Below are 24,050 nucleotides of genomic sequence, written 5' to 3' on the forward strand. Positions count from 1 at the left end.
CTCGATCATATTATGGAAAACGCTTACTGTCAATAGCGTTTTTTTTAAATAATTTTGATATACGCAAAAATACAAATAAGAAAGCTTATGTATCAATAGTTAGTGGATTCTTAAAAAAATATGATCTCTCATGATCATGCAAGCTATTCCTAAATTTTCAAAATCATAGACAAAAAAGAATGTCTATTGTACTATGGAATTATTCTAAAACGCTCCCAAAAAGGAGGTGCATATAAAATTGAAACCTACTATTTATGACATTGCGAACAAAGCCAATGTCTCCAAATCAACTGTCTCCAGAGTATTAAATAACCAGCCAAATATCTCTGATAAAGCAAAAGCAAGTGTACTTCAAGCAATCAAAGAATTGAATTATGAACCGAGCAAAATTGCAAGAGGACTGTCAGGAAATGGTTTTGACGCGATTCTAGCATTATCTCATCGTACTTCTCATACGACCTATGGCAATCCTTTTTTTTCAGATGTTATTCAATCCATTTCTGCCGTTTCTGAACAAAATAACTTCGACTTGATTCTACAAACGGCAAAAACACCAGAAGAAGAGCTAGAAAAATGCGCGAAAAAGATCCAAGAAAAAATGATTCGAGGAATTATTATTTTAAGCTCTACGATGGATGAAACACTTCTTTTTGAATTGGATCAATACAATATTCCTATTGTGGTAATCGGAAAAGTCGGAAACGACTACACGAACATCTACTCAGTGGACACGGATAATTTCCAGGATAGTTACGATTTGGTGGAAACACTGATCAAGAATGGACACCGTCATATCGGCTGTCTCCATGCTCCGACAGAAGTTTATGTATCCAATGATCGTCTCAATGGTTACCGTCAATGCTTATTTGATCATCACCTAGATATCCGTAATGAATGGATCATAGACGGCGGCTTTCGCTTAGAAGACAGCATGGCAGCAATGAATGATTTAATGAAGCTGCGAGAAAGACCAACTGCGATTTTTTCTACCGATGCATTAAAATCATTGAGTATTTACAAAGTGGCAGAACAAACTGGAAAGCAGATACCTGATGATCTTTCGATCGCAGGATTCAGTGATCCCTTATTGTCCTCCCTATTTTCGCCACAGCTGACTCGGATAGACATTCCAACAAATCAGTTAGGAATCAAAGCCACAGAACTTTTATTCCAATTGATCCATCACCAATACCCAGAAGAAAAAAGAATCATTCTTTCAACCGAAATTACTCTCACAGATTCGATCCAACAACAAGAAATATAGGGCAGATTTATAAAAGAACAGAAACACTGAGGATAAGTCAGTTACTCTGTTCTTTTTTCAATCACTCATCCTCCATTACCCCCTCCCGGTATTTTAGCGGATTTTTCTTTATTTTCCATCTGTTTTAGATAGCTGTGGATAACTATAATGTTTGTGTTAAACTATTTTTTCCACAGGCAAGAAAAAGTTGTCTTTTCAGCCACGTTGTGTATAAGTTTTTAAAGTTCATTTTTTCAAACTTATTTACCCTTATTTCAATCCATGTTATTTGGGGATACTTATCTCTAAAACATAAATAGAATAACTAGACATGTCTACTGGTTTTGTTGTATTCGAGGAACTATTCACTAATAGCTAGCAAAATATTAAAAATAACCGCTCTATCTTCCCATCAATTTATTTTGCATTCAAAAAATGATCTATCTTTACTTTTGTTGATTGACTTCTCTTGGAAGATGATCGTTCCGATACCTTAATGGGATACGAATCGATGTTGTTAAGATCCTTTCCCACTTTTCTTCTAGTTAGACAAATTATTTTAGAAAAACCAAAAAAGAGGTTGTGACAATAATTTGTCACAACCTCTTTTGTAAAATATCTATTTTGTTTGATTGTTCATTGCGTCTTCTGCAGCCATTTGCGCTTCAATATCTGAAATACTGTAGACATTTTCGCTTGCTACACCGACTTCTTTTGGTTCCATGTCACGGTAACGTTGCATACCAGTACCAGCTGGGATGATCTTACCGATAATAACATTTTCTTTCAAACCAAGAAGAGGATCTTTCTTACCGCGGATCGCAGCATCCGTCAAGACACGAGTTGTTTCTTGGAATGATGCAGCAGATAAGAAACTATTTGTTTCTAATGATGCTTTTGTAATACCTAGCAAGACTGGTCGAGAAGTTGCAGGAACGCCTCCTGAGACTAGCGTATTGTAGTTTTGATCTTTAAAGTCTGCGATGTCTAATAATGTACCTGGTAAGATATCTGTATCACCTGGATCCATTACACGAACTTTACGCAGCATTTGACGAACCATTACTTCGATATGCTTGTCGCCGATTTCTACCCCTTGCATACGGTAAACACGTTGTACTTCACGAAGCAAGTAGTTTTCAACAGATAATACATCGCGAACTTGCAACAATTGTTTTGGATCGATTGATCCTTCTGTCAATGGTGCACCACGGTGGATCATATCGCCTTCTGCTACTTTCATACGTGCTGTATAAGGAACAGTATACGTACGTGTATCTGTTTTTCCTTTGATTGTTACTTCTTTGGTACGTGTTGCAGGATCTTCTGAGATATCGATGACATCCCCTGTTACTTCTGTGATCACTGCTTGCCCTTTCGGATTACGTGCTTCAAAGATTTCTTGGACACGAGGAAGACCTTGAGTGATATCGTCTCCGGCAACCCCACCCGTATGGAATGTACGCATCGTCAACTGAGTACCAGGTTCACCGATTGATTGAGCGGCGATCGTACCAACTGCTTCTCCGACTTCAACGTCAGAGCCAGTTGCAAGGTTGCGTCCGTAACAATGTTTGCAGACACCATGTTTTGTATTACATGTGAAGACAGAACGAATTGTCACTGTTTCGACACCTGCATCAACGATTTGTTTTGCGATGTCTTCGGAAATCAATTGGTTTCCTGCGATAATCAATTCATTTGTTTCAGGATGACGTACTTCTTTACGAGTGTAACGTCCCACTAAACGATCTTCTAATGATTCGATGATTTCATTTCCTTCGCGGATGGCTTGGATTTCAAGACCTCGGTCAGTACCGCAATCTTCTTCACGGATGATTACATCTTGGGCCACATCAACCAGACGACGAGTCAAGTAACCTGAATCGGCAGTCTTCAAGGCTGTATCGGTCATCCCTTTACGAGCCCCGTGAGTTGAGATAAACATTTCCAAGACGGATAGTCCTTCACGGAAGTTCGAAATGATTGGCAATTCCATGATTCGACCATTAGGAGCGGCCATCAAACCACGCATTCCGGCAAGCTGTGTAAAGTTGGAAATGTTCCCACGAGCTCCAGAATCAGACATCATGAAGATTGGATTTTTCGCTTCCAAACCTTCCATCAGTTTTTGTTGGATGCTGTCTTTTGCAGCATTCCAAACAGCAATGACACGTTCATAACGTTCATCATCTGTGATCAGACCACGACGGAATTGTTTTGTAATAGTTTCAACTTGTTTATGGGCATTTTCAATGATTTCTTGTTTTTCATTCAGTACACTGATGTCAGCGATCCCTACTGTGATACCGGCATGTGTCGAATGTTTATACCCTAAGTCTTTCATACGGTCAAGCATCTTAGAAGTTTCTGTTACTTTGAATCGTTTGAAGACTTCTGCGATGATGTTTCCTAAGTTTTTCTTCTTGAACGGTAATACTAATTCTTGCTCTTTGATATGTGCAGGAATATCAGTACCAGCTTCAACAAAGTATTTGTCCGGTGTTTGGACGGTCAAGTTGAAGTCTGTTGGTTCATTCAGATAAGGGAATTCAGGAGGCATGATCTCGTTGAAGATGATCTTACCAACTGTTGTGATCATCGTACGTTCTTTTTGCCATTCAGTAAATGGTTTTTCACCTAATGAGTTAGGGTTCACACCGATACGTGAATGTAAATGAACATATCCGTTGCGCCATGCGATAACGGCTTCGTTTTGATCTCTGAAGACCATTCCTTCGCCTTCGCGTCCTTCTTCTTCCATTGTCAAGTAGTAGTTACCTAGAACCATATCTTGAGAAGGAGTAACAACTGGTTTACCATCTTTAGGGTTCAAGATGTTTTGAGCAGCTAACATCAACATACGTGCTTCTGCTTGTGCTTCTTCATTCAATGGCACGTGGACAGCCATTTGGTCTCCATCGAAATCGGCATTATAAGCTTCACATACAAGTGGATGCAAACGGATTGCGCGTCCTTGTACTAAAACTGGTTCGAATGCTTGGATACCAAGTCGGTGAAGCGTAGGTGCCCGGTTCAGCAATACTGGGTGTTCCTTGATTACGTCTTCTAAGACATCCCATACTTCGTCTTCTTGACGTTCGATTTTACGTTTAGCGTTTTTGATGTTTGAAGCTAGTTCGCGTTGAACAAGCTCACGCATCACGAATGGTTTGAATAATTCGATAGCCATTTCTTTTGGAAGTCCACATTGGTACATCTTCAAGAAAGGTCCAACAACGATAACGGAACGACCGGAGTAGTCGACACGTTTACCTAGCAAGTTTTGACGGAAACGACCTTGTTTCCCTTTCAACATATGAGAAAGAGATTTCAATGGGCGGTTACCTGGTCCAGTAACTGGACGTCCGCGACGACCGTTATCGATCAATGCATCTACTGCTTCTTGCAGCATACGTTTTTCATTTTGAACGATGATTCCAGGTGCATTCAAGTCTAACAAACGTTTCAAACGGTTATTACGGTTGATTACACGACGGTAAAGATCATTCAAGTCACTTGTTGCAAAACGTCCACCTTCTAATTGAACCATTGGGCGTAAATCTGGTGGAATAACAGGGATAACGTCCATAACCATCCAGCTTGGTTGATTTCCTGAAGCGCGGAATGCTTCTAAAATATCCAAACGGCGGATTGCACGTGTACGTTTTTGTCCTTGTGCAGATTTCAATTCTTCTTTCAATTCGGCTGCTTCTGCATCTAGATCAACATTATCAAGTAATTGTTTGATCGCTTCTGCACCCATAGCAGCTTGGAATTCTTGTCCATATTGTTCACGTTTTTCGCGATATTCGCGTTCTGTCAACAATTGTTTTTTCTCTAAATTCGTATTTCCTGGTTCGATGACTACATATGAAGCAAAATAAATGATTTCTTCCAAAGCGCGTGGGCTCATGTCTAATACAAGACCCATACGTGAAGGAATCCCTTTAAAGTACCAGATATGTGAAACAGGAGCTGCTAATTCAATATGTCCCATGCGTTCACGGCGAACTTTCGAACGAGTAACTTCCACTCCGCATCGATCACAAACGATTCCTTTATAACGGATACGTTTGTATTTTCCGCAGGCACATTCCCAGTCTTTTGTAGGACCAAAAATCCGCTCACAGAACAACCCTTCGCGTTCAGGTTTTAAGGTACGATAGTTAATCGTCTCAGGTTTTTTTACTTCACCGTAAGACCAGCTTCTGATTTTTTCGGGAGAAGCCAAACCTATTTGCATACTTTCGAATTTATTTACATCGATCAAAAGGGGTTCCCTCCATTTCATTTAATGGCAAACCGCAAGACGGCTGATCTTCGACCGCCTTGCAGCTCATAGACCGGATTAGTCTAAATTATCTTCTGCGGTTTCAAAGTTTTGGATGACATCGTCTTTTTCATCTTCCACTTGTTCAGCAGCTTTCTTTTCTAATTCTTTGGCAGTTTGCTGTTCGGCAAATTTTGTCAAAGCATCAACAGTGATCAAATCGTCGTCTTCATCGTCCATGTCGCGAAGTTCGATCTCTGTTTCTTCGATATCCAAGACACGCATGTCCAGACCTAGTGATTGCAATTCTTTCACCAATACGCGGAATGATTCCGGTACACCTGGTTTTGGAATTGGTTCACCCTTGACGATTGCTTCGTATGTTTTCACACGTCCGACTACGTCATCTGATTTGTATGTCAAGATTTCTTGTAAAGTATAAGCCGCACCGTAAGCTTCCAGTGCCCATACTTCCATTTCACCAAAACGTTGTCCACCAAATTGAGCTTTACCTCCCAATGGTTGTTGTGTAACCAATGAGTAAGGTCCGATTGAACGTGCATGCAATTTGTCATCGACCATGTGAGCAAGTTTGATCATGTACATCACACCGACAGACACACGTCCATCAAATGGTTCACCTGTACGTCCGTCGTACAGAACAGTTTTCGCATCGCTGGCCATACCGGCTTCACGAACTGTTTCCCATACGTCTTCATCACTTGCACCATCAAATACTGGCGTTGCTACGTGGATACCTAACTGACGTGCAGCCATACCCAAGTGTAATTCCAATACTTGCCCGATGTTCATACGTGAAGGCACCCCTAAAGGATTCAGCATGATATCGATTGGTGTTCCATCAGGTAGGAATGGCATATCTTCTTCCGGCATAATACGGGATACAACCCCTTTATTTCCGTGACGACCGGCCATTTTATCCCCTTCATGGATTTTACGTTTTTGAACGATATAAACACGAACTAACATGTTTACGCCTGGTGACAATTCATCTCCAGCTTCACGAGTAAAGATTTTCACATCGTGAACGATCCCGCCGCCGCCATGTGGTACACGTAATGATGTATCGCGGACTTCACGAGCTTTTTCGCCAAAGATCGCATGCAATAGACGTTCTTCTGCAGATAATTCTGTTACCCCTTTTGGCGTGACTTTCCCTACAAGCAAATCGCCATCTTGGACTTCTGCACCAATACGGATGATGCCCATTTCGTCTAAATCTTTCAATGCGTCTTCCCCGACATTAGGGATTTCGCGTGTGATTTCTTCAGGTCCTAATTTTGTATCGCGGGCTTCTGATTCATATTCTTCAATATGGATAGAAGTGTATACGTCATCTTTTACCAAACGACGGCTCATGATGATCGCATCTTCATAGTTGTACCCTTCCCAAGTCATGAAACCAACTAAAACGTTTTGGCCTAGAGCCATTTCGCCTTGTTCCATAGATGGTCCGTCTGCCAGAGTATCCCCTTTTTCGACTTTTTCACCTAAATGAACGATTGGACGTTGGTTGTAGCTTGTTCCGGAGTTTGAACGACGGAATTTCGTTACATCGTATTTATCTAATGCACCGTTGTCGCGGCGTACGCGGATTTCAGAAGCATCAACGTATTCAACGACACCATCATGTTTACATAACAAAGCAGCTCCTGAGTCATGCGCTGATTTGTATTCCATACCAGTACCAACCCATGGTGCTTGAGGATTGATCAACGGCACTGCTTGACGCTGCATGTTGGCACCCATCAAGGCACGGTTGGAGTCATCGTTTTCCAAGAAAGGAATACATGCTGTCGCAACGGCAACTACTTGTTTAGGTGATACGTCCATGTAGTCTACTTTATCAATAGATACTTCTAAGTTTTCACTTTGAGCACGAGCCATAACAACGTCTTGAGCAAATGTTCCATCTTCATTCAATGGGCTGTTTGCTTGGGCTACGATGTAATGGTCTTCGATGTCTGCTGTCAAGTAGTCGATTTGGTCGGTTACACGACCTGTTTCGCGGTCTACACGACGATAAGGTGTTTCGATAAATCCGAATTTATTTACTTTCGCATAACTGGACAAACTATTGATCAACCCGATGTTTGGGCCTTCAGGAGTTTCGATCGGACACATACGGCCATAGTGGGAGTAGTGAACGTCACGAACTTCATAACCGGCACGGTCACGAGTCAATCCGCCAGGTCCTAAGGCTGAAAGACGACGTTTGTGTGTCAATTCGCCAAGAGGATTTGTTTGGTCCATGAACTGAGACAACTGAGAAGAACCAAAGAATTCTTTGATACTTGCCACAACTGGACGGATATTGATCAATTGTTGAGGTGTCAATGTTTCAGTATCTTGGATCGACATTCTTTCACGAACCACACGTTCCATACGTGCTAGACCGATACGGAATTGGTTTTGTAAAAGTTCACCGACTGAACGGATACGACGGTTTCCTAAGTGGTCGATATCATCGACATTGCCGATACCTTCCATCAAGTTCAAGAAATAGCTCATTGAAGCAATGATGTCGGCTGGACGAACCGTTTTTACAGCTGCTTCTGGATAGCCGTTTCCGATCACGTTTACTTCACGTTCAGGGTCTCTTGGTGAAAATACTTTGATGACTTGGACAGTCATTGGATCTGTGACCACACCGTCTTCTGATGGATAGTAAGTCACTGAATTTAGGCCATTATCAATGAAAGGAGCTAGTGTTTCCATGACTTGGTGAGTCAGAACTGTTCCTTTTTCAACGATGATCTCGCCTGTTTCTGGATCAACTAATGTTTCAGCTAATGTCAGATTCAATAGACGTGTTTTCAAATCTAATTTTTTGTTTACTTTGTAACGACCAACGTTTGCTAAGTCGTAACGTTTTGGATCGAAGAAACGAGCATTCAGCAAGTTACGTGAGCTATCTGCTGTTTTAGGTTCGCCTGGACGCAAACGTTCGTAAACGTCTTTCAAACCTTCTTCTGTTCTTGAGTCGCTTGCGTTTTTATGCAAGTCTTTTTCGACTGTATTGCGTAATGTTTCGCTGTCACCGAAGATTTCAAAGATCGTATCATCGGAACCAAATCCTAACGCACGAACTAATACGGTTAAAGGAATCTTACGTGTACGGTCGATACGTACATAAGAGATGTCTTTTGCATCAGTTTCCATTTCTAGCCAAGCGCCACGGTTAGGGATAACAGTAGAACCGAATCCTTCTTTTCCGTTTTTGTCGACTTTTCCATGGAAATAGACACCTGGTGAACGGACTAACTGAGAAACGATTACTCGCTCTGCCCCGTTGATGATGAATGTTCCTTGTTCTGTCATTAATGGGAAATCACCGAAGAATACTTCTTGTGCTTTGATTTCGCCAGTCTCGCGGTTTGTCAAACGCAATGTTACATGTAATGGTGCAGAGTAGTTTGCATCATGCGCACGAGCTTCTGCTACTGTATACTTTGGTTCTTTCAATTCATAATCTACAAATTCCAAAGATAGATTGCCATTGAAGTCATCGATTGGCAAAATGTCTTCAAACATTTCTCTAAGTCCCTCATCTAAGAACCATTGGTAAGAGTCTGTTTGAATTTCGATCAAATTTGGTAATTCCAACACTTCACTGATTCTTGCGAAACTTCTACGTTCGCGATGTTTTCCGTATTTTACTACGTGTCCAGCCAAGCTCTTCACCCCTCTAAAATGTCATTCAAAAAGACTACCCGATCAATTGTTACAATAATATTTCAAATATTATTTTTAGGTAACAACAGACATTTTTTGCGGCTTTTAGGCAAAAAAAAACCAAAAATAGAACATTCTCTTGAAACCTTACTTCGTGAGCTTCTACTTTTGTTTCCTTATATTAAAGCCGAAACGGACAATATTTCGTTTCTGCCTTTTCTTCATCAGATAGTTTTTGCAACTTCATATACTACACTTATTTTCTATAAAAGTCAACACTTCCTGGCGTTTCTTCTGCTTTTTCGCAATATTTTCTTAATGTTTTCAATTTTATGTTTTCAATTATCTGACAATTCTTAATTGACAGACCTTTTTATCTCGGTTATACTTTAGAAAATTCATCTTGTGGAGGAACTTCTATGCGAACCAACATCAACCAAATCGCACCAACACAACTGAATAACTTTTACTTTAGCTACTTTAGATAGGTTTGTATTCATCATGATGGATACAAACGTTAAACGACAGTTTGTATCTATGATGGCTAAAGAACTTTGTATTGCAGCAAAAAGCCACGTAGACAAAATGCTAAGTGGCTGAGCAGTGAAAATACAAAGTAAAAGTATCAAGCATTCTACTTTTTCAATTTATTTTCCGACTTTTCAATCCATTTGGACATTTTGTCTGAATGGATTTTTTGTTTCCCAAAATTAAGGAGGAAAAAGAAATGAAAAAAAATATAATCATCGGATTAGGCGCTGCCCTGCTACTAGCTTTAGGAGGTTGCGCACAAAAAGACAATTCCGCAGAGGCATCAGATGGACAAAAAACAATTGGCGTATTGCAACTTGTACAACATAACTCGTTAGACGCTGCCTATAAAGGATTCAAAGAAGGATTAGCAGAAGAAGGGTATAAAGAAGGCGATAATCTAACAATCGATTATCAAAATGCCCAAAACAATCAAGACAACCTGAAAAGTATGAGTGAGAAACTCGTCAAAGAAGATCCTGATTTGCTACTCGGGATCGCCACTCCAGCAGCACAATCTTTATTAAATGAAACAACCACTATCCCGATGACTGTCACAGCGGTCACAGACTTGGAACAAGCCCATTTAGTCACATCCAATGAAAAACCTGGCGGCAATGTGACTGGCACGACAGATATGGTGCCAATCGAAAAACAAATCGGCTTACTGTTAAATATCGTGCCAGACGCCAAAAAAATCGGCATCATGTATAACAACGGTGAAGCAAACTCTAAGATCCAAGCTGATTTGGCAGAAAAAGAATTGAAAAAAGCGGGAGTCAAAGTCAAAGTACTGACAGCAAATTCCACAAATGATGTCCAACAAGTGACGAAAAGTCTAGCTAAAGATGTAGATGGAATCTATATTCCTACTGATAACACGTTCGCAAGTGCGGCAAGTGTTGTCGGTGAAGTCGCAAAAGAAACAAAAACACCTGTCGTTGCTGGCGCAGTTGATCAAGTCAAAGACGGCGGTCTAGCAACAGTAGGAATCGACTACGAAAGCTTGGGCAAACAAACAGGGATCATGGCAGCAAAAATCTTAGACGGCAAGAAGCCAAGTGAACTTCCTGTCGAAACAGCGAATGATTTGGAACTGTATGTCAATAAAGACATGGCCAAAGCATTAGGCATCAATCCAGAAAGCATCAAAGAAGCTGAATAAAACACAGGAGGATTCTCATGACAAATTTGCTCTCTCTTTTCTTATCATCTGCATCGCAAGGGGTCTTATGGGCCCTACTTGCGATTGGTGTATACGTCACTTTCCGTATCTTGGACATTGCCGACTTGACTGCTGAAGGAAGCTTCCCTTTAGGTGCAGGGATCGCGGCAGTAAGTATTACAAATGGCTATCATCCATTGACAGCTTGTCTTCTAGGCTTTTTAGGGGGTGCGGCAGCAGGGCTTGTTTCCGGACTGCTTCACACAAAATTGAAAATTCCCGCCCTTCTTGCAGGGATCATCACCATGACTGGTTTATATTCTGTCACGTCCCGTGTGATGGGTGCGCCGAACATCTCTTTATTGGGTCAGCCAACGATCTTTCATTGGGTCGAGTCATTCGGCATAGCAAAAGACAACGCTGTACTGATTGTTGGCCTGCTTTTTGCTTTGATCGTTGTATGTTTACTTGTTTTGTTCTTACGTACAGAAACAGGACTTGCTATTCGTGCAACTGGCGATAATCTGGCAATGAGCGAAGCGAACGGGATCAACACAGATAATATGAAGATCATCGGTTATATGATCTCTAATGGATGCATTGCTCTTTCTGGCTCCTTGCTTGCGCAAAACAACGGCTTTGCTGATTTGAATTCTGGTATTGGAACGATCGTAATTGGACTTGCTTCTATTATCATCGCAGAAGTTTTGTTACGTAACCAGCCACTATTTCTCCGTCTCTTGACTGTCGTTTTAGGTGCGGTCATTTATCGTTTTATTTTAGCGTTAGTCTTCGAACTGAATGTTGAACCAAGTGATTCGAAACTTGCTTCTGCTTTCGTGCTAGTGATCTGTCTTTCTTTCCCGCAGATCCAGCAAAAATTCCATTTACCTCAAAAAAAGAAAGGCGGTAGTGTCAAATGAATGACGTCTTAACATTGGAAAATCTCCATCATACCTTTGAAAAAGGAACGATCAACGAAAATCATGTCCTGAAAGGCATTAATCTTTCCTTAGATCCCGGCGACTTCGTGACGATCATCGGTGGAAATGGGGCTGGTAAATCTACTTTGCTGAACAGCATCGCCGGTACATTTTCTGTCGATCAGGGACAAATTTTATTGAATGGAAAAAATATCACGAAAAAATCTGTTGTCGAACGTTCGAAATCCATCAGTCGCGTATTCCAAGATCCTAAACTAGGGACAGCCGTTCGTTTAACGGTAGAAGAAAATCTTGCTCTTGCTATGAAACGAGGAAAAAAACGCGGCTTCTTCCGTGGTGTCAAACCACAAGACCGAACATTTTTCAAAGACCAGCTGGCTCGGCTAAATTTGGGGTTGGAAAATCGTTTATCCTCAGAAATCGGTTTGCTGTCTGGAGGACAACGTCAAGCTATTACGTTATTGATGGCCACATTACAGCGTCCAGAACTGATCTTATTAGATGAACACACTGCAGCGCTTGACCCTGCTACTTCCAAAACGGTGATGGAATTGACAGAAAAGCTGATCACTGAGCAGAATCTCACTGCTTTTATGGTCACTCATGACATGGAAGACGCGATCCGCTATGGGAATCGACTGATCATGCTGCACCAAGGAAGGATCGTCGTAGATATCCAGCAAGAGGAAAAACAGCAGCTCACAGTGCCCCAATTATTAGCGTTGTTCAAACAAAACAGCGGCACGGCATTAAAAGACGATCAAGTACTTTTATCTTCATAATCAGAAAGAGGCTGGGACAAAAAAATGAACGCCCACCCTCTTCTTTTTTCTCTTTCCTTCTTTCGTTTTTGCTTTATGTATCAACCGTTGTTTCTTCGAAAACTATTTTGTTCTCTCCTTCTTCCTGATAGAATGGATGAGAAAGGAGCTTGATGCCATGACAACGAAAGACAAGGTACTTCAATTATTGAAAAAGACACCAGATTTTCTTTCCGGAGAAAAGTTGGCACAGCAACTGGAAGTTTCCCGGACAAGTATTTGGAAAGCCATCAAAGAATTGGAAAAGGCAGGCTATCGTTTTGAGCACGGGCCTACAGGGTATCATTACCTGCCCTCTGACGTACTAGATGCAAAAGAAATCCAGCAAGAGCTACGGTCGTTTATTCCTGATTTGAAAGTACAAACGATGTTGACTTCTGAATCTACGATGAAAGATGCCAAACTGGCAGCAGCTCAAGGAGATTCTGTTTCGAAGTTATTTGTTGCTGATACACAAGAACAAGCTCGTGGACGTTTTGGACGGCCTTTTTTCGCTGAACCTGGACGAGGAATCTACATGAGTCTCTTGCTCCATCCAGACAAACGGTTTGATGAATTGCCTCAATATACGATCATCGCAGCCAGTGCCTGTGTGAAAGCCATTGAATCTGTAACCGGTCGTTCTGCTTCGATCAAATGGGTCAATGATATCTACATGGATGGAAAAAAAGTCTGTGGGATTTTATCTGAAGCAGTCAGTGATATGGAAAGCGGCAGGATCAGTCATATCATCATTGGGATCGGGCTTAATTTTTCTGTTCCTCAAAATCATTTTCCAGCTGATCTCCAAGAAAAAGCCATCTCTGTATTTCCCGACGGACAAGCTAGTGTCACAAGGAATCAGCTAATCAGCAAAATCTGGCAAGAATTGTTCACTTATCTTTCTCACCCAGAAAAAGCGTTGGACTTCTATAAAGAAAAATCATTCGTATTGGGAAAAACCGTGTCGTTCAATCAAAAAGGAACGACTTATGTCGGTCTTGCAAAAGAAATCGGTGATCATGGCGAACTGATCGTCCAAACAAATGAACAGAAGATGAGTTTGTCTTCTGGCGAAATCAGTCTCACATCTATCCGTACGCAATAATTATCAGATTTCACAAAAGGACACCTGATCTCATACAGTGTCCTTTTTTCTGAATTCTCTTCAAAAGACTCTCCTTATTCTATCAGCTGACAGTTTCTCTATCCTCTAGAAAAAGGTATTCTAAAAATATCTATAAAGCATGGTACACTTTCTTTAAATGAATCAATGCAAAAAACAAGAGAGTCATCAGTTTACACGATCAAAAGAGATAGCAGGCCGCTTCCTTTTTCAATCTTATAGATAGACCATGGGTAACGATAAAAACAAAAAAGAACTTGCGACTTATTTTGCCGTAAGTTCTTTTTTAGCTAGTGCCTTAATCTCTTAATCCCAACAAACGTCTCGCATAGATCACCTGACCAGAGTGCATAGCAGCATCATCAATAATAGAAACGAGACGCATTCCTCGTGTGACTGGTGGTGTCCAGTTCTCGTCAATTACTTCATCTAGCTCGGAAGGTTCCAGCCTTCTTAAGTAAGAAATAGCAAAATCAGCAGCTCCTCGCAAGTATCCTAGCAGATCTTCTATTTGATTAGCTTGGATCTGCTTTGCTTGTTCCAGACTATGCTTCCAATCTTGTTCGTTATCTGCTATCGTCATCGGAAACCGGCTTTCCCAGTCTTGACTATGCCAAATTGGAGAAGTTCCTGCTAAATCAGCAATCTGGAAATCTAATTCTCGAGCGGTATGCCAAGCCAGCCAAGTCATTGATTTGATCTGCGGGGCTCTATCTTCCACTGGAAAACGATTGGCCTCCTCAATAGAGACGCCTTCAAACAAACGTTCAAACCGATCGTATGCCCGATCCACACTCTCGCATAGCATATCTAAATAATCCATTTATTTTCCTCCTTTTTATTTATCCTACTTACTTTTTCCTAATTCTAGGATACCTACTTATATGTTACTACACACCCTTATTTTTTACACTTTAACAGTCACCATCATCAATAGTTTGGAGATTGAAAGAAAAAGATAGTGTCGAACTATCAATTGAACAAGAAGCAACAATATGAACGTTTCATTAATATTCTTTAAATAAACAATGATTTTTCAAACGAACAGTTTAAGACTAGGAGAAAAAGAGTATAATAGGAAAATGTTTGAAAGGAAAGGAAGGGGAAAAATGAAAAAAAGGGCAAGTTTACTAGTCCTAGTTGCTTTGTTGTTCAATATCTTTTCGTATGGTGTGGCCGTTTCAGCGGAAACATACATTCCTAAAGACCCTGGGAATATTTATAATGATCTAACTGGTAACTATGGCTTGTTAGGAATTGCTAGTCAATTCCACGTATTTGCTAAAAATAAGACAACTGTGAATGCACATACAGACGGAAATATAGCAACACATGAACTTGATGCAAAAAATAATTTTGGTACAGAGCTTCATGAAGGTTTATTGAACCAAGAAATAAATTATATACAAAAAACTGATTCTTTCGCTAATTCTTCAGGCATACCTACAGGTGGCACAAGAATGAATAAATTTGTCGTTGGCAGTAACGTGGATGTAGCACTTCAAGATGGTCATCCTACAGTCAATGGATCCAGGCTTGATCACTTAACTCCAGATGATTTTTATAAAGATCGTGCTGGGCATGAATATATTGATTTCGAGCAGGAATTTGCTAAATTGAATGTAGCAGCAAATGATCTTGCAACCATCACTCCAGCTAAAACATATACTGTTGCAGATTTTCCAGACATGAACAATCGGACAATCGATTTAACTGGTTTATCAGATACCGGGTTTTTATTGGTAAATATCGATGCAGAAGTGTTAACGATGAATACGCCACTTCAAATCATCAATCCAAATGATCAAGTAGTTGTATTTAATGTCATCAACAGTTCTTCTGCATTGAACGTACAGTCACCAATCAAATACAATGATCGTTCAAATCATGAAACAGAAGATTTTTCGGATGCGAATATCTCTTGGAATTTTGGAAATGAGATGACTGATTTGACAATCAGTGCTCCTTTTCAAGGAACAATCCTTGCGCCTAATGCTACTATCCGCATTACTCAAAACCAAGACGGAACGATTATAGGGACAAATGTGATTTTAGATGCAGCTACCAATCGTTGGGATCCTAACGAAATATTTATCAGCGACAATGGTACAGATACGACAGACACAAGCGACAGTACAGATACATCTACCACAAGTGATAGCTCAGATTCATCAGCTTCAAGCGATAGTACAGATACTACCTCTACCACAAGTGATAGCACGGACACGTCAGCTTCAAGCGACAGTACAGATACTACCTCTACCACAAGTGATAGCTCAGATTCATCAACTTCAAGCGACAGCTCAGATTCAACTACCACTACAAGTGATAGCACGGACACGTCAGCTTCAAGCGACAGCTCAGATTCAACTACCACTACAAGTGATAGCACGGACACGTCAGCTTCAAGCGACAGCTCAGATTCAACTACTACTACAAGTGATAGCACGGACACGTCAGCTTCAAGCGACAGTACAGATACTACCTCTACCACAAGTGATAGCTCAGATTCATCAACTTCAAGCGACAGTACAGATACATCCTCTACCACAAGTGATAGCACGGACACGTCAGCTTCAAGCGACAGTACAGATACTACCTCTACCACAAGTGATAGCTCAGATTCATCAACTTCAAGCGATAGTACAGATACTACCTCTACCACAAGTGATAGCACGGACACATCAGCTTCAAGTGACAGTACAGATTCATCTACCACTACAAGTGATAGCACGGACACATCAGCTTCAAGTGACAGTACAGGTACTAAAACCACAAGCGACAGCTCAGATTCATCTACCACTACAAGTGATAGCACGGACACGTCAGCTTCAAGTGACAGTACAGATACATCCTCTACCACAAGTGATAGCTCAGATTCATCAGCTTCAAGTGACAGTACAGGTACTAAAACCACAAGCGACAGCTCAGATTCATCTACCACTACAAGTGATAGCACGGACACGTCAGCTTCAAGCGACAGTACAGATACAATCTCTACCACAAGTGATAGCTCAGATTCATCAACTTCAAGCGATAGTACAGACACGTCGTCTACCACAAGCGATACACGTCATGCAAGTGTCTCCTTCTCAAAAACAAGTTCGGATAACAGGACGAACTTTAACTTAACTAATAAAACAAGCAATGACAATGGAAACAAATCAAAAAGAGCACTTCCTAAAACTGGAAGTCAATCGAATAATTGGATAACACTCGCAGGCGTTATATTACTTGTAATCGGTTTAAGAATCACTTTTATGAGTTATAAGAAATCGAAAAGGTAAAAAAATATTCAAGATAAAAAAGAGCAACGTCGCTAACGGACGTTGCTCTTTATTTTTGCTTTTTATCATAAATACAAGAACTACAATTCAATTTGTCAAAAAACACGTAGATTTCCTTCTGAGAAATTTATTTACGTATCGAACCTTTCCCTATTCAGTCTTTGCGATCCAAAATCAGTTGGGTAAGGGAAAAGAGATTCTCTTTTGTTCGAAGAGAGGTGGCAGGTAATTTCTTTATTTCCTTCAAAGCCTTTTCTGTGTAAGAGGCCGCTAACTTCCTAGCTTCTTCCACGCCTCCTGTATGTTCAACGATTTTGCGTACGGCGTCGACATCTTCTTCTGTCATTGCCGCTTTCTTCTCTAAATAAGGTAGTAGCTTTGGTTTGTTTTTTTGCAAAGAGTAGATCAACGGTAAAGAATAGACCCCTTGACGCATGTCTTCTAGTACAGGTTTGCCGATTTCCTGGCTCTCTTTTGTATAATCTAAAATATCATCGATAATCTGAAAGGCCATCCCGATAGAAAGTCCGATATCTCCTGCTTTTTTTGCGAAGCGCTCGCTTGTTCCACTTTCAAAAGCGCCAACAGAACAACTTAATTGGAACAGTTCAGCTGTCTTACCTGAAATATTTTCCAAATATTCTTTTACAGAAAGTTCATAATTATAGCGATCATCCATCTGCCCTAATTCGCCATTCAATACTTTTTCCATACTGCGAGAATTCAATTGGAGACTTTTCAAGGAAGTGGAGTAATCAGACAATAGTTTAAAACAGCAGACAAATAAATAGTCTCCTGCATAGACAGAAACGACATTACCAAACTGACTACGGATATTAGGCTGACCACGTCGCAGATCCGCTTCATCAACGATATCATCATGGATCAGTGTGGCCGTATGGAGCATTTCGATAGAAGCTGCCAAAGCGATGGCTTTGTCTCGATCTTGCTCTGGTCCAAATTGTGAGAACAATAGCTGATAGGCAGGACGCAACAGCTTTCCGCCGGCATGGATCGTTTCTTTGATTGCTTGTTCGACAGGTTTGTTTTTCAGGCGGACAGTTTCTTCCATCCGTTTTAGTGTTTCTGTCAATTCTTTACTTAAAGCAGGATAGTTTTCCCACATTGGATGTAGCTTCATAAAAAAACTCCTTGTGTGACGATTATTTTTTGGTAAACATTGGGCTCCATTTTTGTTTGGTTCCCTGCTCATAATCTTTTTGGAATCGTTGAAGTGTCTGCACATGTCGTAAAAGATAATTCGCTGCGATCCCGATTGCAATCCCTGATAAAATCCCTAAAACTGAAAGGACTGGCAAGTACAACATGACTGTCCATGATTGTGCAATGAAAGAAGCCATCAAAAGCTGTCCGACATTATGCATGAAACCGCCGGCCGCACTAATTCCGATGATACTGACACGTTTTGGTCCTAATTGCTTGACCAATAACATTCCAAAATAACTAAGCAAAGCACCACTCATACTATAAAGGAATGTGGAAATCGTTCCGCCTAGCAAAGTAGTCAGGAATAGTCGTAGCCAAAGTAGTAAGAAGCTGTCTCGTTTTTTCATGGTAAAAATGGCAACGATCGTGATTAGATTGGCTAAGCCTAGTTTTGCACCAGGCGCAAAAGAAAAAGGATAAGGGATCATATTTTCCAATAAACCAATGATCACTCCTTGTGCAACAAGTAGCGAAATATAAATCATTTTTTGTAATTTACTCATGGTGTGTGAAGGTCTAATAAATCAGACTGTCTTCGTCACCTCCATCTGTTGAACGGACTTCGATCACTAATTTATGTGGCAAACAGACGATGGTTTCGCCATTTTTCGTTGCCCAGCCTCGACGTACGCAGATCTGGTCATCGCAATCTGCTTCTTTTATCCGTACTCGATCGCCATCTATCTCGATCAAGTTATAATCTCCGTGTTCATCTTTGTAAGTATATGTGTAGCTCTCTTCTCCAGCCATCAAAGGGAATGTTTTGATTTCTGTGCCATCCACACGCAGTACCGCTTCTTTTTCTGCTGTTGCGGTGTTTTGCTGAAGACCAAAAATCATGACTGGTAAAAAAGAAAGAACAGTCAAAAGCAAAATAATAAAAACATCCCAAGGTTTGAGCAGACTTTTTTCAGCAAATTCTTTAAGGCTCATTTTTGTTCTCCTTTTTCCAGATTAACTCACCCAATTTTAGCATAAAAACAAGAGGTTGTGACACCTGTGTCTTGCTTTGAGTAATAAGAACGAAGAATAGAAAACAGCTTTCCATGTTTTCTAATTCTTTGGGCTTATTACCGAGAAGCAGCAGGTGGAACACCGTTTATAACAAGAGGTTGTGACAGAAGTGGGCAACTTCAAGAAATAAGAAGGAATTTACGAAAATTACTTTTCAAGTTTTTGTGAAATTTCGGCTTATTTTTCGAAGAAGCTACTTCTGGAACACCGTTTATAACAAGAGGTTGTAACAGAGGTTGTGACACCTGTGTCTTGCTCATGGAGGCTTATCTCGGGCATCTTATTCCTTTAATTTTACATAAAAAGGAGGCTGTGACGGTTTGTCTCAGCCCCTTTCTATTGAAATCTTGCATTCAAATAACGTTCTTTATCTATTTATTTCTTGCCGTACTGGGAACTTGGTCTACCGTACCACCAATTACCTAGTGTACGTTGTAGCCATGGAATTACCCAGCGATCCAACCCAATCGCACGTCCGGAACCGTTCATCAATGCGAAAGCAACAAAAATGAACCAAATGTTTACCCAGTAAAACATGCCTGATAAGCAGAACGTGATCACCAATACAATCGTTGTCGCACTGCATAGCCATGTGAATAATCCAGCAATCAATGCTAATGCCAAGGCAATTTCAAAGAATACCATGAATTTTTGGAAGAACATTGCTACATCATTGTTTGGCATGATCACTTGCATGATCTTTGTGAACCAGTCTGGTGACTTCTCAATCACAGCCATTGGTTCTTCACCGTATGCATAACTCAAACCAAAATGTGCAGCTTGAGTCGCTGCTTCTCCGGCACTTGCCCCTGCTCCGCTGGCAGCTGTGGTTGCATCACCAGCAGCAGAAGCACCACTGGCAACATCTGTTACATTGTATTCCCATGTCCAAGGGAACACACTGTTTCCAGTGAACCATGATCCTTCACCAAACCAAGTACTTGGTTTGAACACTTCACCATTCCCAATGATTTTTTTGGAGGCTTCAACGAACCAAACTAAACCATAGAAAATACGAAGTGGCACACTCCATAAGACGTTGCCGTAACGAGAAGAATGTCCTCGAGTCACGTTGCGATCATCTTTGATATGGAAAAACTCATGCATTAAATATTGGAACATATAATAACCAGAACGAATATCAAAGAAGTATTTCAAATTCACGATATGTTTCATTACGATAGCTAAAAATCCGCTTAAATGGATCTTATCAAATAGGTTAGCTACCCCCCATTTGGCACCAATAGAAACCATAAATCCTTGATAGTTTCCTTTAAATTTATGCTTTTCTCCGCCTTTGATCGAAGCCACGATATTCGCTGCGGCTGTGTGTCCTGTTTGTTCAGCAGCTTGAACGATCTGCGGTGTCGGTGTTCCTGGGAATTCTTCATAAAAGACTAAATCACCAATGATATAGATGTTTTTATCTTCGTAGCCTTTTGCCTGCATATATTCATTGGCGATCAACCGCTGTCCGCGTGCTGATTCTAATCCAAAGTCAGCAGCGTCAGAAGTTCCTTTGACACCAGCTGTCCAAATCAGTGTGTGAGTCGGAATGTTGCGTCCGTCTTTCAATTTGATATGATCAGCAGCCACTTCTACGATTGGTGCATTCAATAATAATTCCACGTTGTGCTTACGCAAATAGCGTTCAGCTTTTGCAGCATCATTTCGATCCAACATATTCAAGATCGTCGGCATTGCCTCTACGACCATCAGTGTGATTTCGTTTGGATCTAATTTATAATCTTTGGCTAGGCGATTTTTCCAGTCGATCAGTTCCCCAATCATTTCAATACCGGTAAATCCAGAACCACAGACAACGAAAGTCAGCATGGCTTTACGCAGTTCATCATCTGGTTCCAATGCAGCTTTTGCTACTGTCTTCTCAATATGTTCCCGAATCCTTACAGAATCTTCAAATGACCAAAGGGTGAATCCGTGTGCTTTGACACCAGGTGTACCAAAGTCATTCGGCTCTCCGCCCATTCCAAGGATCAGCTGATCAAAAGGATAGGAACCTAATTTGGTCTTGACGATTTTTCGTTCTTTATCGATACCGATTACAGTGTCTGTGACAAGTTGTACATTCTTTTGACGAGCAAACAAATGCTGCAGATCGTATTGGATTGCTTCTGGTTCTACACGTCCGCCAGCTACTTCATGCAACTCGGTCATCATAGTATGGTACGAATGACGATCGATCAGAGTAATTGCTACATCTTCTTTTTTCAGTTTCTTTGCCAAGTATTTTGTAGCTGAAACACCGGCATATCCTGCTCCTACAACGACAATATTTTGCTTTGCCATTGATCATCCGCTCCTTATAGACTATCTATATAATGAATATATGATAATTCTTTTAGTTTGATACTTATTACACAATCTCCATATATTATATAGATGTTCTGTTCTTTTGTCTAACTCCTTTTGGATTTTTTTCAAATTTTAAAATAAAGCGTTTTTTCACGAAATTTGCTGAAAGAAAACGTTTGAAATATTACATGGGTTATTTATCAAAAATAGTTGACTTATAGGCTAAAAAGATTAGAATGTATAATGAATCACAAAGAAAAATTGTGGACTAAAAATGGAATGGTGGGGTATTAAAATGAAGAAAAAACGTTTTGTAACTGGATTTGCCGTATTAGCATTTTCAGCTCTAGTGTTAGGCGCTTGCGGCGCAGATGACAACGGAAGCTCAAACTCTTCTTCTGAATCATCTACAGCACAATCTTCGACTGCAAAAAGCACAACAGAATCATCTGCAAAAGTTGTAGCTGGCGGAGATTTGCAAGACGGCACATATAAATTAGAAGAAAAAAATTATTCAAATGGTTACCGTGCAGTCTTTGAAATGGTTGTAAAAGACGGCAAAATCACTGAATCAAAATATGATAACGTCAATGAAAACGGCGAATCAAAAACAAAAGATGCAGAATACAACAAAAACATGGAAGCAAAATCTGGCACAAACCCAGAAAAATACATTCCTGAGTTGAATGACCAATTCTTAAAAGCACAAAGCGCAAGCGGTGTGGAAGTCGTAACTGGAGCTACTCACTCATCTGAAAGCTTCCAAAACTACGCACAACAATTGATCCAAGCTGCTCAAGCTGGTAACACAGATACAATCGAAATCGACAATGGTGCTGATTTGAAAGACGGCACTTACAAGCTTGAAGAAAAGAACTACTCTAACGGCTACCGTGTGCAATTCGAAATGACAGTTGCTGGCGGCAAAGTAACTGAATCAAACTTTGATTATATCGACAAAGACGGTAAATCAAAACAAGATGATACAGAATATAATGAAAATATGAAAGCAAAAAGCGGTACAGAACCAAAAACTTACATCCCTACTCTGAACGACGAATTCGTCAAAGCAATGGGCGAAGAAGATGGCTCACCTGCTAATGTAGAAGTTGTTACAGGTGCTACACACAGCTCACATTCATTCATCATGTACGCACAACAATTAGTGAATGCAGCTGAAAAAGGCGACACTCAAACAATCGAAGTAGATAATATCGTAACAGAAAAATAATCACATAATCATACTAATAAAAGTTGGAGGGTGGGACGATAGCCAGATTAGGCAGTCGTCTCACCTTTCAAAATGAAGAGAGGAAAAAAATGCGGAAAAAACTACTATTTTCCTTAATCACACTGGGCATCTCTTTTATGGTGCTAACTGGCTGCACTGATTCAGCAAAAAATACAACCACTGAAAGTTCAGCAGCTACCAAGATATTGAAAGATCCATATTCTGATGAACAGTTCTTGTTAGGGACTTACGTTCGTATCCGTGTGTATGATGAAGGCAAAGAATCAGCATTGAAACCTGCCTTCGATCGAGTAAAAGAACTTGGTGATAAAATCACGATCAATCAAAAAGGTTCTGAGATCGATGAAGTGAATGAGCAAGCTGGAATCAAACCAGTAAAAGTTTCTGATGATGTCTACACGTTAGTCAAGCGGGCCTACGAATATAGTCAAGATTCTCAAGGCGGATTCGATATGGCGATTGGTGCAATCACACAATTATGGCGAATCGGTTTTGATGACGCCAGAAAACCTTCCCAAGAAGAAATCGATCAGGCATTGAAATTAGTGGATTATCATAAGATCGAACTAAATGACAAAGAAAAAACTGTTTATCTAAAAGAAAAAGGAATGATCATCGATTTAGGTGCAATCGCCAAAGGTTACATTACGGACGAAGTAGTGAAAGTCTTGAAAAAACAAGGAGTGACCACTGCCATCGTTGACTTGGGCGGTAATGTCTATGTCTTAGGCCACAGCCCAAGAGGCGAAAACCAAGACTGGACAGTCGGCATCCAAGATCCGAACATGGCTCGCGGATCTGTTTTAGGTTCTATTAAAGAACGGAACAAAACATTAGTTACCTCTGGAATTTACGAGCGTTATTTAGAAGTAGATGGCAAAAAATACCATCATTTGTTTGATCCAAAAACGGGTTATCCGTTCGACAATGATATCGCAAGTGTCACGATCATAACAGATAAATCAATTGATGGTGACGGGTTGTCTACAGCAGTCTTTTCAATGGGTGTGAAAAAAGGACTGGAATACGTCGAAAGCGAATTGAATAACGGGACGGAAGCGATCTTCGTGACAAAAGACGATAAAGTATATGTGACCGATCCAATCAAAGACACCTTCAAATTATCGGAGGACTCCCATTACACGATGGGTGACCGTTCTGAACTAAAATAAGGAG

Annotated in this window: 15 protein-coding genes; 8 read left to right on the forward strand and 7 right to left on the reverse strand. The window is 40.6% G+C overall.

Translation table 11 applies throughout. The annotated features are described in order from the left end of the window. The first annotated feature begins 238 nt into the window (after positions 1-238). Positions 239-1,264 carry a LacI family DNA-binding transcriptional regulator gene (locus IGL31_RS12880; protein WP_010727380.1) on the forward strand — a complete coding sequence of 342 codons (1,026 nt, stop codon included), beginning with the start codon at positions 239-241 and terminating at the stop codon, positions 1,262-1,264. A gap of 598 nt (positions 1,265-1,862) precedes the next feature. On the opposite strand, the gene rpoC is transcribed toward IGL31_RS12880, so the two are convergent. Next, positions 1,863-5,516 (reverse strand): DNA-directed RNA polymerase subunit beta', encoded by a 3,654-nt coding sequence (rpoC, locus tag IGL31_RS12885; protein WP_002295965.1) that lies wholly within the window; start codon positions 5,514-5,516, stop codon positions 1,863-1,865. Between the two features lie 78 nt (positions 5,517-5,594). Continuing rightward, positions 5,595-9,212 (reverse strand): DNA-directed RNA polymerase subunit beta, encoded by a 3,618-nt coding sequence (gene rpoB / locus IGL31_RS12890; RefSeq protein ID WP_002295964.1) that lies wholly within the window; start codon positions 9,210-9,212, stop codon positions 5,595-5,597. A gap of 727 nt (positions 9,213-9,939) precedes the next feature. On the opposite strand from rpoB, the gene IGL31_RS12895 reads away from it, so the two are divergent. The 4 genes from IGL31_RS12895 to IGL31_RS12910 all read left to right on the forward strand — a co-directional run bounded on the left by IGL31_RS12895 (position 9,940) and on the right by IGL31_RS12910 (position 13,760). Further along, positions 9,940-10,908, forward strand: a complete 969-nt coding sequence (locus IGL31_RS12895; protein WP_086299962.1) for an ABC transporter substrate-binding protein — start codon at positions 9,940-9,942, stop codon at positions 10,906-10,908. A 17-nt stretch (positions 10,909-10,925) separates the two neighbouring features. Next, entirely contained in the window at positions 10,926-11,831 is a 906-nt protein-coding gene (locus IGL31_RS12900) for an ABC transporter permease (protein WP_086299961.1), read from the forward strand. After that, positions 11,828-12,634 (forward strand): ABC transporter ATP-binding protein, encoded by an 807-nt coding sequence (locus IGL31_RS12905; protein ID WP_002328805.1) that lies wholly within the window; start codon positions 11,828-11,830, stop codon positions 12,632-12,634. The genes IGL31_RS12900 and IGL31_RS12905 overlap by 4 nt, the downstream gene beginning before the upstream one ends. Before the next feature lie 157 nt (positions 12,635-12,791). Beyond that, positions 12,792-13,760, forward strand: a complete 969-nt coding sequence (locus tag IGL31_RS12910; RefSeq protein WP_086299959.1) for a biotin--[acetyl-CoA-carboxylase] ligase — start codon at positions 12,792-12,794, stop codon at positions 13,758-13,760. 316 nt (positions 13,761-14,076) lie between these two features. Here IGL31_RS12910 and IGL31_RS12915 read toward each other — a convergent pair whose 3' ends face one another. Further along, the gene (locus IGL31_RS12915) at positions 14,077-14,601 is read right to left on the reverse strand and encodes a DinB family protein (RefSeq protein WP_002289384.1); all 525 of its coding nucleotides are present in this window, start codon (positions 14,599-14,601) and stop codon (positions 14,077-14,079) included. Positions 14,602-14,887: 286 nt separating this feature from the next. On the opposite strand from IGL31_RS12915, the gene scm reads away from it, so the two are divergent. Beyond that, positions 14,888-17,065, forward strand: a complete 2,178-nt coding sequence (gene scm, locus IGL31_RS12920; protein WP_430619559.1) for a collagen-binding MSCRAMM adhesin Scm — start codon at positions 14,888-14,890, stop codon at positions 17,063-17,065. Between the two features lie 154 nt (positions 17,066-17,219). On the opposite strand, the gene IGL31_RS12925 is transcribed toward scm, so the two are convergent. From IGL31_RS12925 to IGL31_RS12940, 4 genes are all read right to left on the reverse strand, one after another. After that, positions 17,220-18,206, reverse strand: coding sequence for a polyprenyl synthetase family protein (locus IGL31_RS12925; protein WP_002289380.1), 987 nt, complete (start codon positions 18,204-18,206; stop codon positions 17,220-17,222). Positions 18,207-18,228: 22 nt separating this feature from the next. Then, the gene (locus tag IGL31_RS12930; protein WP_002289378.1) at positions 18,229-18,795 is read right to left on the reverse strand and encodes a Gx transporter family protein; all 567 of its coding nucleotides are present in this window, start codon (positions 18,793-18,795) and stop codon (positions 18,229-18,231) included. Positions 18,796-18,808: 13 nt separating this feature from the next. Then, positions 18,809-19,225 (reverse strand): NusG domain II-containing protein, encoded by a 417-nt coding sequence (locus IGL31_RS12935; RefSeq protein ID WP_002298268.1) that lies wholly within the window; start codon positions 19,223-19,225, stop codon positions 18,809-18,811. Between the two features lie 456 nt (positions 19,226-19,681). Next, positions 19,682-21,616, reverse strand: a complete 1,935-nt coding sequence (locus IGL31_RS12940; RefSeq protein WP_002289023.1) for an NAD(P)/FAD-dependent oxidoreductase — start codon at positions 21,614-21,616, stop codon at positions 19,682-19,684. Positions 21,617-21,917: 301 nt separating this feature from the next. Here IGL31_RS12940 and pplA point away from each other — a divergent pair, with 301 nt between their 5' ends. Beyond that, on the forward strand, positions 21,918-22,853 hold the full coding sequence (pplA, locus tag IGL31_RS12945; protein WP_002289025.1) for an extracellular electron transfer flavoprotein PplA: 936 nt from the start codon (positions 21,918-21,920) through the stop codon (positions 22,851-22,853). Between the two features lie 89 nt (positions 22,854-22,942). Then, the gene (locus tag IGL31_RS12950) at positions 22,943-24,046 is read left to right on the forward strand and encodes an FAD:protein FMN transferase (protein ID WP_010728546.1); all 1,104 of its coding nucleotides are present in this window, start codon (positions 22,943-22,945) and stop codon (positions 24,044-24,046) included. Positions 24,047-24,050: the final 4 nt, after the last annotated feature.

Origin of the sequence: Enterococcus sp. MSG3290, from assembly GCF_050555565.1 — a bacterium.
GTDB lineage: Bacteria > Bacillota > Bacilli > Lactobacillales > Enterococcaceae > Enterococcus_B > Enterococcus_B faecium.